Raw genomic sequence first — 12,626 nt, 5'->3', positions numbered from 1 at the left:
AAAAATTTACCGGTGCGTTTAGGCGGCGCGACCGCTGCGACGCTGCTCTTTCAGTGCCCGGATTCCCAGGGTCAGAGCCGGCACGATCTGGAACAGGTCACCGACAATGCCGTAGGTTGCGACCTGAAAGATGGACGCTTGCGGATCACGGTTGATGGCGATAACCACGTCCGAATCCTGCATGCCGACCATATGTTGAATGGCCCCGGAAATACCGCAGGCGATGTAAATCATCGGTCGCACCGTCTTGCCGGTCTGACCGACCTGCCGGCTTTGCGGTTTCCAGCCGGCATCAACGGCACTGCGGGAGGCACCAACCACACCGCCGAGTTCGTCAGCCAACGCCTGCAGAATGGAAAAATTCTCTTTGTTCATCAACCCGCGTCCGCCTGAAACAATGATCTCGGCCCCGGCGATATCGACCTGGTCCTTCCCCCCCTGATCGGTGAGCACCTCAAGGACCTTGACCAAAACACTCTCTTCAGCAGGAGCGAAACTTTCCCGAATGACCTTGCCGCTGCGACCGGCAACATAGGCGGGAACCTGCATCACCTGCGGTCGGACGGTCGACATCTGTGGCCGGAACCGGTCGCACATGATGGTCGCCATGATGTTACCGCCAAAGGCCGGGCGGGTTTGTGCCAGGTTGCCGTGAGCATCGATCGACAGCCCGGTGCAATCGGCCGTCAGCCCGGTACCGACCACAGTGGCCACCGAACCGGCCAGATCGCGCCCCTGACCGGTGGCCCCCATCAGGATGATTTCCGGTTTGTGTTTGTCGATCAGGAAACAGAGCGCGGCGGTAAACGGCTCAGTCCGATAGTCGCCATAGACGGGAGCATCCAGCATAATCGCGGCATCGGCGCCATAGGCGTAGGCTTCGCCCCGGATCGGCTGTATGTCCTGACCGATAATCACCGCCGACAGTTCAACGCCAAGTTTATCGGCCAGCTCGCGACCGCTGCCGAGCAGCTCCCAGGAGACCTTGGCCACCTCACCACCATACTGCTCAATAAAGACCCAGACGCCTTTGTATTGGGCGATCTTTTTACGCAGCGCCAGCACTTCGGGGTCCAGCTCTTCAACCCCTTTTCGCTGGGCCTCCCAGAGTTTCAGTTGCTCGAGTTGTTCCGGCGTGTAGAACATCTCCAGGGCACCGACAGCACAGACCTTGACGCACTTGTCGCAACCGATACAGGCTTCTTCGTCGATCGACAGCAGCTCTCCTGCGTCGTTCATGGTGATACCATCAATCGGGCAAGCACTGGCGCAGCGCTCACCGCAGGCGACACATTTCCCCTCTAGATACCGAGCCACGCCCCGTGGCTTCTTGATTTTTGTCTCTTGCATAGCATTAAAATCCTTATCGGATGTCCTGTGCCTTGACTAAACCGCCAGGAGGTCCTTAGATAAAAGTTTGTCGATTAACAGCTGCGCAGTCCCTTGCGGATCCATCTCGCCATCGCCAATAATCTCGCCCTGATCACGCTGTGGAGAGAAAATCTTGCTCACCCAGGTTGGCGAACCCTTCAGGCCGATAGTCTCGACATCAAGCTGTAAGACACTGTTGTCCCAGATTTTAATCTCCGAGTTTTCAGCCGCCAGGCGCATCGGCACGGTCGGGTAGCGCGGCTGGTTGATTTCACGCACGACGGTGATCATGACCGGCAGGGGGGCTTCAACGACTTCATAACGCCCCTCAAGTTTGCGGCGCACGCGTATCGATTTTTGCTCAAGGTCGAGGTGTTCGATGCGGTCGACCAGGGTCAATTGATGCAAGCCGAGACGCGAGGCTATGCCGGGACCGACCTGGGCGGTATCGCCGTCGATGGTCTGTTTCCCACAAAATACAATCGCCAGTTCATCGGTTCTGGCCAACCGATCGATGGCCGCCGCAAGCACGCAACTGGTCGCCAGGGTGTCAGCTCCGCCGAAACAACGGTCGGAAAGCAGAATGGCATCATCAACGCCGAGGGCGCAGGCCTTGCGCAACGTCGCTTCGGCATTCGGTGGCCCCATCGACAGCGCAACACTGCGCACCGCATACTGGTCGCGCAGTCGCAGACTCTCTTCGAGAGCGTGGGTGTCGTAGGGATTCATGATGAACGGGATGCCGTCACGAATCAGTGTGTTGGTAACCGGGTCGATCTGCACCTGAGTGGTGTCAGGAACCTGCTTGATACAAGAGATGACCAGCATGAAATCAATGCCCTTTCCGATAAAAATTGAAGTTCTTCCATATCATTGATGATGAATGCTAACGACAAATAGCCACTACCTGACGCATTTTCCACGCAAGCCAACAGCTTTTTCTTATAGAATTAAATTCTGCAAATAGCATAACACGGCGAGCGCCACATACTTTTAAAGGTATTTTTTACCAAAAGGCGTATACGTATAACTGCGCACATGACATTGGTTTTTTCTCTACGCAGTTTCGCCAACCAAGAAAAAAATGGGCAGTAGCGCCCCCTCTGGACGATACTGCCCCTGCCAACGGCCATTGCATCTCTGGAAAATGGAATTATCAGGCGTGCTGACAGGTTCCAGCAGCACGTTTCCCGCCTTTACAACCTCCACCACAGACCGAATCGTGCGCTAGCTTCAACGCAACGGCGATCGGTCCAGAGGTCACTACGGAGGCAATACCGGCTTTTTGCAGTTCCTGCTTCGGCAATTCCCCGATCATCTTGATTACAACGACCTTACACCCTTCCAGAGCACTGACAATCCCGTCGAACTGTGAGTGCCGGAAAGGGTGGTCCGGATCGTAGGAACAGTATTTTTCGACCGCAACCTCTTTGAGCGGTTGCGGGGTGCCACCACCATAGTCATAGATCAGAAAGCGCTGGGCATGACCAAAATGCTGATCAACTTCAGTGCCGGTTTTTGATGCGACTGCAATGAGCATAATGCCCCCCCTTTAGACTTCCATGGTGCCGAAGGAAAAACACTTTTTCGGACAAGCGACGCCACAACCGGCGCAACCGATACAGTTATCGGCGTTGGTGATGGTCATGACCATGCGCACCGATTCTGACTCTTCGTCGATCAAGTCTTCCGGTCCCAGCACCTTGCGCGCACAGGACTTGAAACAACGACCGCAGCCGATGCATTTTTCGTTATCGAGCGACTCGACAAAGGTCGGCGTCCAACTGGCTCCGCCCTTGGTAATTCCGGTGAGTAATGGCATGTTCTTATCTCCTGATTTTTAGAATTCGTTTGTCGTAGCAAGCCCGAAGAGCCGCTATCCGGCCGTCGGGCGTTCGCCTTTGAGCATCGCCTTGCGCAACCAGGGCGGTGGATTACCCTGTAATACTTCCTGCAGCTTGGTCACCACGGTGGCAATTGGCTCTTGGGTCTTGCTTTTTAGCGGATGGATTTTCTTTTGCACCAGTCGCGCGGCAGCCGGGCCACCGATCTCGCCGACGTAAACCAGCGCGCATTCTTCCAGCGCAGCACTGCGCGCCTCGATACGGTCAGCAGAATCGCCGCCTTCATCCTTAACTTGGATAACGCCGGTAAACTCAGCATCCTCCGGCCCGATATTCCAGATATAAAACTCTTCAGCCTTACCGAAATGTTCATCAATGTGGACTTTATCGGTGCTGGCAAATGCGACTTTCATGCGTAATCCTTTTCTGTCTGTTGCCGAAACAATTTCAAAACGGCGCGTACGGATCATCTGTTTCGCCCCCACCCGCTCTCCCAGTTAAGGAAAGAGCGGGTGTTTATTAAGCATCCCTACCACCAACCTGAGAGCGAGCAATTTTGCGCAAGGTCGAGGAAGGTAAGAAATCGCGCGGAGGCTTAGCAGCGCTACGCCGCACAAGTGATTTCGCAGCCTGACGAAGAGATTGCGTAAAAGGGCCGCTCGGGCAGAGGCTACCTCATCATTTCGAACCACTGATCTTCGCAAGTCTCGTCCTTGATATCGAGGAACTTGTTGGCCAGCATACTCAGCATACTGATCGCGCCGTTGTAACCGACCACCGCGGTACGGTGCAGGTTGACCCGGTCGATGATCGGGAAACCGATGCGGAACAGCGGGATTCCAGCGTCACGGGCTGCCCATTTTGCGTGGGTGTCCCCGATGATACCGTCACAAGGATCGGTGACCAGCAGCGAGCGCATGTGCCAGAGGTCTTTGTTGATGTAGATCGAGCACCCTTCGCCGAAGGGTGAAGTGTCGAGCAGCGCCTGCATCTCCTTCTGGAACTTCTTGGTGGTGCGTGAACAGAGGATGTGCCAAGGGTGAGCACCCATCTCGAGCAAGAAGGTCACGAGGCCGAGCAGGTAATCGGGATCACCAGCGAGAGCGAACTTGCGGCCGTGTAGGTACTGCTGAGCGTCGGTCATAGCATCAACCGCACGAGCGCGTTCGGCCTTCAACTGTTCGGGAACCGGCTTGTCAAACAACTCGGACAGCTTGAGAATAAATTCGTCGGTCTTTTTCACGCCGAATGGCAGTGGCATCGTTGCTTTAGGGCCGTCATATTCGGTCTCGATCCACTTCATGGTGGTAACCGTGGAGTATTTCTGCAGCGAGATGGTCGCCTTGCCATTGATCGACTCAGCAGCGTCTTCCATTTTGGTGCCACCTGGGTAGAGCTTGTACTCACCATCACAACCAGAATCGAAGACGTCGGAGACATCGGCGAGCATGGTGTAAGGGATGTCCATCAACTCGGCAATACGCTTGTACTCACGCAGGTTGCCGACGTTGCCATCGAAACCAGGGATAATGTTCAGCTTGCCGGTACACTTGCCTTCAAGCTTCTGCCCCGCGGTGAGAGTGACCAGAATGCTCTTGAGCATAGCGTCGTAGCCGTGGATGTGTGAGCCGTTAAAGCTTGGGGTGTTGGCGTAAGGAGTCGGCAGATCTTCCGGGATAAAACCCTGCTTCTTGGCATTCTTGGAGAAAGCATTCAGGTCATCGCCGATAACCTCTGGCATACAGGTGGTGAAGATCGGGATCATCTTCGGCTTGTAGAGGGCGTAGGCATTCTCAAGCCCTTCAAACAGGTTGTTCTGACCACCAAAAACGGCACCGTCCTCAGTCATGGCGTCGCAGGTTGCGGCAGCCGGCTCACGGTAATGGCGGCTGAAGGTACTGCGGAAATAAGAGGCACAGCCCTGGGAGCCGTGGATGAAGGGCAGTGCGCCTTCAAAACCGGTGGCAACCATCTGTGCACCGAGTGGTTGGCAAGCGTGGGCCGGATTAACCACCAGAGCGGTCCGCTCAAAGTTTTTCTCTTTATATTCTTCGGTATTGATCCAGTTTTTGACCCGTGCAATCTCCTCGGGAGAGTGTTCGGTCACTTTTTTCATTGCGACAGCTGCTTCGCTCATGGCGCTTACTCCTTATATTGCTGCCCGGTTCAGGGCGACCTTTCGGCCGCCCCGACCTGGGAATCTTTTATCCGTTTATCAAAATGGGCTCTTAACCAGGCTCCAGGTCGGCGAATTGATCGCCATATCGATATCGCGGGCGAAGATTTTAAAACCTTCGTAGCCATGATAAGGACCGGAGTAATCCCAGCTGTGCATCTGACGGAAAGGAATGCCGGCCTTCTGGAAGACATACTTTTCTTTGATACCACTGCCGACCAGGTCAGGCTTGAGCTCTTCAACGAATTTCTCCAGCTCGAACTCGGAGACGTCATCGTAAATCAGGGTGCCCTTGGCCATCTCAGGGGCAGTACGGTCATAGTCGTCCTGGTGGGCGAACTCGTAACCGGCGGCAGTAATCTGAATGCCGAGGTCCTCATAGGCGCCGATGGTGTGACGTGGGCGCAGGCCGCCGACGAACAGCATGGCGGTTTTGCCTTCTAAGCGTGGCAGGTACTCATCGGTGACCGCCTTCATCTCCGGCTTGTACTTCTTGATCACCTTTTCAACGTTCTTGCGGATCTTGTCGTCAAACAGGGCACCGATAGCGCGGAGACTCTCTTCGATCTTGGTCGGGCCGAAGAAGTTGTACTCAAGCCATGGAATATTCCATTTTTCTTCCATGACCTTACACATATAGTTCATCGAACGATAACAGTGGATCAGGTTCAACTTGACCGAATGGGTTGCGCCGATTTTCTCGACTTCGCCATCGCCGGTCCAGACGCTCTTGACGTTAAGGCCGATCTCTTCGAGGATCGGCTTGGCAGCCCAGACATCACCACCGATGTTGTAATCACCGATCAGGGCAACATCATAAGGACCAGCGGCTTCCTTGAATTCAAACTTGCCGATGATGTGGTCGCGAATCGAATCATTACTGATGTGGTGACCAAGCGACTGAGAAACACCGCGGAAACCTTCGCAGTTACAAGGCACGACAAGCTTGCCGATTTCTTTTTCCATCTTCTTGGCAACGGCGTTGATATCGTCACCGATCAGACCAACCGGACACTCGGAAAGGACCGACATCCCCTTGTTCAGCGGGAACAGCTGATCCGCTTCACGGACCAGTTTTTCCAGTTTGAGGTCACCACCATAAACGATGTCGCGCTCCTGGAAATCGGAGGTAAAATCCATCGGAAAGGAAGTAACGCCGGGGATGCCCTGCATCAGGTTACGCCGGGTTCCCCAGCTGTAAACACCACAACCGACCGGGCCGTGGGAAACGTGCACCATGTCACGAATCGGGCCCCAAACCACCCCTTTGGCACCAGCGTAAGCGCAGCCGCGCTGACTCATAACACCAGGGACAACCTTCTTGTTCGACTTAACCGCACAAGGAGAAGCGGATGGCTCATTGGCACCCAGGTGCGGGGCCCGCTTCTTGGCAGCCTTCTCCGGCATTGCCGCCAGAGTGTCGGCGATCAACTTCTCGGTTCCTTCTGTAGTAATGCCCTTGATAGGCTTTCTTTCAGACATCTGTAACTCCTTCATATATTGATCTGTACCCTGGGCGAGGCACCGCCTCGCCCCTACAACAACCGCTGCCGGTTAAGGTGGATAAGTTACGTCTGAATCAAGGCGCACAGGAAAGTCGCGGACGAGGCGTAGCGCGAGCTACGTTGAGTGTGCGACTTGCCGAAGCAACGCCGAGTCAGGCGCAAATCGTCCACCGTTTAAGCACTCTCAGCGACGCCGATGATCGTCTCATCCTCCGCTTCCATGATGCCGAATTCCATCAACAGATCTTCCAGGTCTTCCATTTCCAGCGGGGTCGGGACGACAAACATGGTGTTATCAACGATCTTCTGCGCCAGAGTCCGATACTCAGCGGCCTGCTTGTGCTCCGGGGAATACTCGATGACGGTCATGCGACGCAGCTCAGCGCGCTGCACCTGATTGTCACGCGGGACAAAGTGGATCATCTGGGTGCCGAGTCGTGCAGCTAGGGCTTGAATCAGGTCAGCTTCACGATCAGTTTCACGGCTGTTACAGATCAGACCGGCGAGACGGACGCTACCGGAAGCGGCATACTTGACGATACCTTTACAGATGTTGTTGGCGGCGTACATGGCCATCATCTCACCGGAGACAACAATGTAGATCTCCTGCGCCTTGTTCTCACGGATCGGCATAGCGAAACCACCGCAGACAACGTCACCAAGCACATCGTAGAAAACGTAGTCGAGGTCCGGGGTGTAAGCACCCTCTTCTTCCAGGAAGTTGATGGCGGTGATGACACCACGACCGGCGCAACCGACACCCGGCTCGGGACCACCCGACTCGACACACATGACTTCGCCGTAACCGCGCTTACAAACATCTTCCAACTCCAGATCCTCAACGGTACCGAGTTCACGGACCTTGTCCATAACCGTGTCCTGAGCCTTGGCGTGCAGGATCAGGCGGGTCGAGTCAGCCTTGGGGTCACAACCGATGATCAGAATTCTCTTACCCAGGGAAGCGAGTCCGGCCACGGTATTCTGTGTGGTGGTTGACTTGCCAATGCCGCCTTTACCGTAGATTGCAATTTGACGCAGTTTCTTTTCAGCCATTGTCTTTTCTCCTTGTGAAATGTTGTTTGTGAGCAGTCCGGCACAGTGTTCCGAGGCGGCATCCCCCTTGATGTGTCTGGATCGATCCGCCGGTCCTGGCATTTTTGAAAAAAGAAACCCGGCCCGATTTTTGCGCTATCGGACCGGGCTCCATTGCCCGAAGCAGCGCCACCCTGGTGCTGCGTTCGTTATAAATTTTGTCTGCAAATAAAAAAGCCCAAAAGAGAGTCCGGACTATTCACCGGGTTCCTTTGGGCTTCGTTGCCGTTTGCACGAAAGTGACGCACTACGTCGTGAGTTGCTTTCGTCTTACGGCAGGTTCTAAGAGCAGAGACTGTGCCAACATCAGATTAAAAATTTTACTAGCCTGTTTTTAAAGAGTTTTTCCGCTTCATTAATAAAAGCACAGTTCGTCTGTCCAGATATTTACTTAAGACACTCATTTTTTCATGCACATAAAATGGGCACAAAAAATAGACCTGTGCTTGACTTCGATGCAATCAGGATACCTGACTCTTTTTGTCAGATTAGGGCTTTAATCGGCGCCACATTTTCTTCTTCGCGATAGGTCTTATGGAGGAGCAAACGATGAGCGACGCCAAGATGGTTTCAATCCTCAGCAAAGAAGGAAACGGCCAAAACGGCTCTCCCGACCCGATTTTCTCTCTCTGTGGTTACTGGCTTTGGTTCAGTTTCAGGAGCTGTATCAACCGGGCTTTTTAGGGGCATCGTTCTCGGTAAGACAGGAGGGCAAGCGACGTTCTCAGGCGTTTCCTGTTGTCTCTTAGCGGTCTCTTCCACAATAGACTCAGTCTCATCGCCAGTCTCAATCACAGCTGCGTCATATCCCAGCTCTCCAAGCGGATCGTCAGCAAGACCGATATTGTTGCAGACAAAAGAAACCTCTGGTCCAGGAGCAAAGAGAACCCGAAGTTCTTCTCCCACGTCAGGCAGTTCAACCTGCTTCTTCTCTGCATTCCACTCAGCAGCAGCGGATCCGACTAGAATCCATTTAAGGCTCTCAAAGGTGCCGAGCCGAGCTAGATTCCGAAGGTATAGCTCCAACATAAAGAGAGAGACAATGGTCGCAAAGCCGATGAGCAGGCCATCGGAAATAAATGGTGGTGATTCTTTAACTGTGACGCGAGCATTATGACCTTGCTCCAGAGCTTTATCTTCGGCAAGGACTTCAGACTTATAGATGACTGCTTCACCCGGCGCAGAATCCAACGTTCCCACAGCAGCAGCTATGGGCAACTCAATTTTCGACTGCAAAGCACCAGCGACTGCGGTTGAATCATATATTTTAACCAGACCTTCTTTGCTGAAATTGACAGGCAGGAGGATGGCGCCGGGATAGCTGTTTTTGACTCTCCGAAAAAGCCTTTCGGCTTCTTCACCACGTTGCTCAAAAACCCCCAGCCGTACAGCATAATATTTGCCAACCTTTCTTATCCTGAGAGAGGTTCTATCCTCCTCCTTGAGTACCTTCAAGGCCGAGCCATATTCCTGCATAGAACCATGTTCACCCAGGAAACTTCCTATTTGAATTGTGTAGATTGACTGAGCAGAAAAAGATGGACAAGGCACAGAAAAGAAGATGAAGACAACAATTGTTGCCACAATGGGAAAACACGCTTTATTCCTCCCTGCAACAGAATAAGCCATACAGCCACTCCTTTTTTCATGGCAGGCTCTACAAGATCTGAAGCGAATAACGCTTAACTAGCGCAAATGAGTTTCTCAATTATACTGCGTAAAATCCATTATGAAACACGTAGCCTCATTAAGTTTACATAAAATCTATAAATTGTCGTCGCCCTTCAGATCAGCCCACATTAGATCAGCAACCACCTTCACGCTAAGCTGCGGTATAATTGATATCCGCCTTAAACTAAATGGAGCAGATATGCTGCGAACCTTTATTGCTCTAATTTTATTTCTGGGAGTGGCCCTGATTTTGCTGGTCATCAGGCCTTCACCGGAAAAGATCTTACTGGGTGGTGGTCCTGAGGGCGGTACTTTTATCGTCTACGCAGAAGGCTTGGCAGAACTGCTCCGGAAGGAACTACCTGAACGTCACATCAAAGCCACCAATTCCGCCGGCTCGGTCGCAAACCTCAAAGCGGTCAATGCTGGCAAAGCGGCCCTTGCCCTGACTTACGCTGGAGATGCTTATTTGGGCAGACAGGGGCTACTGGAGAATTATCCGACCAGACTGACAAATGTCCGGGCCTTGGCCCGCATCTATGGTTCGACTGCACAGCTCGTGGTTTTAAACGACAGCATCATTAAAACACCGGAAGACCTGGCCAACCGTCGGGTTGCAATCGGCAGTTCTGGCTCGGGTGCAGCCCACAGCGCTGAACGCTATTTTCGCATTCTGATGCTCTGGGATGAAATAACCCCGCTGCACATGGGCTATGATCTGGCCATGGAGGAGCTGATTAGCAGACGCGCGCAAGCGGTCTGGCAACTGGTCGGGGCGCCAAGTGCTTCGATTGTAAAAAACAATCGCAACCACCCGCTACGCTTGATCGATTTGTCCGAACTGGCCGATCAGAGTGATTTCCTCCTTAAATACCCCTTCTACTCCAGGGTCCGCATCCCGGCTGATACATATCTCGGTCAACTGCATCCCATCGACAGCTTTCAGGACAACACCTTGCTGGTCGCTCACCCGAATACCGATCCACAGCTGATCGCCACCACCCTGAGAATGTTGTTCAGCCCGGAAGGGATGCAGCAGATGCGTACTGTTCATCCGACCGGCAAAGAGCTGACTCTGCAGAAAGGGCTGCTGGGAATTCAGATTCCCCTGCATCCGGAGGCGGAAAAGTTCTGGCGCGAACGTGGAGTGCTCAAATAAACCACAAGTCACATCAGATAAAATTGACCAATAGTTTGGTTATGGCGACATCACGGATTCCAAGCGAAAAACTCAAAGTAAACAATAAATACTCGGTGCCCCTGCTAGGCCCCTTCATTCCCTTCGGCAAACAACATTTTTTTGGTTCCTGGCAGTGGCAATTCCGCCAGAAGAATACCGGCCAGAATCATCCCCGCACCAAGCCCGGCAGCAGCGGGCAATTGCTCATTCAAAACTAGAAAGGCGGTCAGAGCGGCAAAAACCGGCTCTAAAGAATAGATTAAAGCCACTCGCGTGGAACTCAAGTGCACCTGGGCCAGAGTCTGAAGCAGAATCGCCAGCCCGGTGCCCAATATTGCGGCAAAAAAACCGGCGAACAAAACATCCGGGTTACCGACAACCTTGACATCCAACAACCGTGACCAATCTTCAAAAAGCAGCGCCGAGCCAAGACTGAAGATGGTCACTGTCAAGAGCTGCACCAGGATCAGATGCAGAGTTTCATGCTGCCGGCTGTACTTGCCGGTGTAAACGATGTGCAGGGCAAACATAACAGCACAGACGAGCGTCAGCAGGTCGCCGATGTTGATGGCCTCAGCGCCTGCAGCTGTCAGCAGGTAGAGCCCAGCAGCAGCGACGAATACTCCGACCAGCGTCAACAATCTGGGGCGATCGCCAAGCACAAATAAGGCCATGATTGGCACCAACACCACATTCAAACTGGTGATAAAGGCGCAATTGGAGACACTGGTGTAAAGCAGCCCGAAGGTCTGCAGGGAAAAACCCAGATAGAGCAGCAGCCCCAACAGGCCACCATGCCAAATCATGCGGCGATTAAAGCCGCTTCGCGTTTTCCAAAACAGCAGACAGAGCCAGACAAACAGGCTCGCAATGCCGAAACGCACAACATTGAAGCTGTGCGGCTCCAAGATGGCAATCGCATTGTGGATCAGGACAAATTCGACTCCCCAGATAAAAGCGGTAAACAGAACTCCGAGGGTGGCTAACTTGGTGGTACTCATGACAAAACTCCGTAAGGCAACAGACCATACTGACTGTACGGCCATTCAGTTAACCTGGATTGACTATACGTCCGTTCAGTGTTAACGTCAAGCTGTGTCGTCAGCAGCCATCTCAAACCAAATCCGGAAGCCGCCTATGTCGCCCCAGAAACAGCCCATGAGTCGCTCAGAACAAAAACAGATCACCCGGCGAAAGCTGCTCAACGCCACCATCGACATCATTGCCGGGGAAGGTCTTGCCGGGGTCACCCTAGCCAAAGTCGCCGAGCGGACCGGCCTGTCGCGGGGGATCTGCAATTTTCATTTCGAAACCAAAGAGCAACTGATGCTCGAAGCGCTGCGGATGCTCTATCAGGAGCATGAACAGGCCTGGCGGGAAGCTATGGCCGATCACAACGAGAGTCCGGCTGTGCGCTTGCGAACCCTGGTCGAGACCCTACTCAGCCCACCGATCGCCGAGCATAAAAAACTGGCGGTCTGGATGGCCTTCTGGGGGGTTACCCCGCACCGACAGACCTATCTGGAGATATGTGCGAACATTGACCGCGAGTACGAGGCCGAGGTGGAAGGCGTGATACGTCAGATGTCCGGAGGGAACGAGAGCATCAATGGGATGAGCTTGAAGGCGATTGCGGTCACCCTGACTTCGATGATCGACGGTTTCTGGGTCAACTATTTGATATCGCCAGACTGTCTTGCGCCTAAAGATGCCGTTAATGCCTGCATGGCCTTTCTTTCCAGTTTTTTCCCGGAGTTCGACTCCAGGCGAAATTCCTAGTCTGCTGA

General features: G+C 53.4%; 12 protein-coding genes. 2 read left to right on the top strand and 10 right to left on the bottom strand.

The window, feature by feature from the left end; genetic code table 11:
* Positions 1-18: 18 nt before the first annotated feature.
* The 9 genes from ACZ5PT_RS07780 to ACZ5PT_RS07740 form a co-directional block, all read right to left on the bottom strand.
* Positions 19-1,350: an electron transfer flavoprotein subunit alpha gene (locus ACZ5PT_RS07780; protein ID WP_464266247.1), complete on the bottom strand. Its 1,332-nt coding sequence runs from the start codon at positions 1,348-1,350 to the stop codon at positions 19-21.
* Between the two features lie 36 nt (positions 1,351-1,386).
* Positions 1,387-2,199, bottom strand: coding sequence for an electron transfer flavoprotein subunit beta/FixA family protein (locus ACZ5PT_RS07775; protein WP_464266246.1), 813 nt, complete (start codon positions 2,197-2,199; stop codon positions 1,387-1,389).
* Between the two features lie 328 nt (positions 2,200-2,527).
* Complete coding sequence (locus tag ACZ5PT_RS07770; protein ID WP_464266245.1) at positions 2,528-2,911, bottom strand: NifB/NifX family molybdenum-iron cluster-binding protein; 384 nt, start codon at positions 2,909-2,911, stop codon at positions 2,528-2,530.
* 12 nt (positions 2,912-2,923) lie between these two features.
* A complete protein-coding gene (gene fdxB, locus ACZ5PT_RS07765; protein WP_464266244.1) occupies positions 2,924-3,193 on the bottom strand; it encodes a ferredoxin III, nif-specific in 270 nt (89 codons plus the stop codon).
* A 54-nt stretch (positions 3,194-3,247) separates the two neighbouring features.
* Positions 3,248-3,628, bottom strand: coding sequence for a nitrogen fixation protein NifX (gene nifX, locus ACZ5PT_RS07760; protein ID WP_464266243.1), 381 nt, complete (start codon positions 3,626-3,628; stop codon positions 3,248-3,250).
* Positions 3,629-3,885: 257 nt separating this feature from the next.
* Positions 3,886-5,352, bottom strand: a complete 1,467-nt coding sequence (gene nifK / locus ACZ5PT_RS07755) for a nitrogenase molybdenum-iron protein subunit beta (RefSeq protein WP_464266242.1) — start codon at positions 5,350-5,352, stop codon at positions 3,886-3,888.
* Between the two features lie 78 nt (positions 5,353-5,430).
* The gene (gene nifD, locus ACZ5PT_RS07750) at positions 5,431-6,873 is read right to left on the bottom strand and encodes a nitrogenase molybdenum-iron protein alpha chain (protein WP_464266241.1); all 1,443 of its coding nucleotides are present in this window, start codon (positions 6,871-6,873) and stop codon (positions 5,431-5,433) included.
* 197 nt (positions 6,874-7,070) lie between these two features.
* Positions 7,071-7,934 carry a nitrogenase iron protein gene (gene nifH, locus ACZ5PT_RS07745; protein WP_464266715.1) on the bottom strand — a complete coding sequence of 288 codons (864 nt, stop codon included), beginning with the start codon at positions 7,932-7,934 and terminating at the stop codon, positions 7,071-7,073.
* Positions 7,935-8,558: 624 nt separating this feature from the next.
* Positions 8,559-9,617 carry an SPOR domain-containing protein gene (locus tag ACZ5PT_RS07740; RefSeq protein WP_464266240.1) on the bottom strand — a complete coding sequence of 353 codons (1,059 nt, stop codon included), beginning with the start codon at positions 9,615-9,617 and terminating at the stop codon, positions 8,559-8,561.
* A 241-nt stretch (positions 9,618-9,858) separates the two neighbouring features.
* On the opposite strand from ACZ5PT_RS07740, the gene ACZ5PT_RS07735 reads away from it, so the two are divergent.
* Positions 9,859-10,818 carry a TAXI family TRAP transporter solute-binding subunit gene (locus tag ACZ5PT_RS07735; protein WP_464266239.1) on the top strand — a complete coding sequence of 320 codons (960 nt, stop codon included), beginning with the start codon at positions 9,859-9,861 and terminating at the stop codon, positions 10,816-10,818.
* A 104-nt stretch (positions 10,819-10,922) separates the two neighbouring features.
* Here the strand turns inward: ACZ5PT_RS07735 and ACZ5PT_RS07730 are convergent, their stop codons facing one another.
* Positions 10,923-11,840, bottom strand: a complete 918-nt coding sequence (locus tag ACZ5PT_RS07730) for a DMT family transporter (protein WP_464266238.1) — start codon at positions 11,838-11,840, stop codon at positions 10,923-10,925.
* A 157-nt stretch (positions 11,841-11,997) separates the two neighbouring features.
* On the opposite strand from ACZ5PT_RS07730, the gene ACZ5PT_RS07725 reads away from it, so the two are divergent.
* A complete protein-coding gene (locus ACZ5PT_RS07725) occupies positions 11,998-12,618 on the top strand; it encodes a TetR/AcrR family transcriptional regulator (protein WP_464266237.1) in 621 nt (206 codons plus the stop codon).
* Positions 12,619-12,626 lie beyond the last annotated feature (8 nt).

It is taken from the genome of Desulfuromusa ferrireducens, assembly GCF_055389805.1.
The sequence above is the reverse complement of the archived record's forward strand: the minus strand, read 5'-3'. Positions and strand labels throughout refer to the sequence as shown.

Bases quoted from the DNA above. Each gene is read 5' to 3' on its own strand.
- ACZ5PT_RS07775 (WP_464266246.1), bottom strand. From the start codon at position 2,199: ATGCTGGTCATCTCTTGTATCAAGCAGGTTCCTGACACCACTCAGGTG.
- ACZ5PT_RS07780 (WP_464266247.1), bottom strand. From the start codon at position 1,350: ATGCAAGAGACAAAAATCAAGAAGCCACGGGGCGTGGCTCGGTATCTA.
- ACZ5PT_RS07770 (WP_464266245.1), bottom strand. From the start codon at position 2,911: ATGCTCATTGCAGTCGCATCAAAAACCGGCACTGAAGTTGATCAGCAT.
- nifX (WP_464266243.1), bottom strand. From the start codon at position 3,628: ATGAAAGTCGCATTTGCCAGCACCGATAAAGTCCACATTGATGAACAT.
- nifD (WP_464266241.1), bottom strand. From the start codon at position 6,873: ATGTCTGAAAGAAAGCCTATCAAGGGCATTACTACAGAAGGAACCGAG.
- fdxB (WP_464266244.1), bottom strand. From the start codon at position 3,193: ATGCCATTACTCACCGGAATTACCAAGGGCGGAGCCAGTTGGACGCCG.
- ACZ5PT_RS07730 (WP_464266238.1), bottom strand. From the start codon at position 11,840: ATGAGTACCACCAAGTTAGCCACCCTCGGAGTTCTGTTTACCGCTTTT.
- nifK (WP_464266242.1), bottom strand. From the start codon at position 5,352: ATGAGCGAAGCAGCTGTCGCAATGAAAAAAGTGACCGAACACTCTCCC.
- ACZ5PT_RS07735 (WP_464266239.1), top strand. From the start codon at position 9,859: ATGCTGCGAACCTTTATTGCTCTAATTTTATTTCTGGGAGTGGCCCTG.
- ACZ5PT_RS07725 (WP_464266237.1), top strand. From the start codon at position 11,998: ATGAGTCGCTCAGAACAAAAACAGATCACCCGGCGAAAGCTGCTCAAC.
- ACZ5PT_RS07740 (WP_464266240.1), bottom strand. From the start codon at position 9,617: ATGGCTTATTCTGTTGCAGGGAGGAATAAAGCGTGTTTTCCCATTGTG.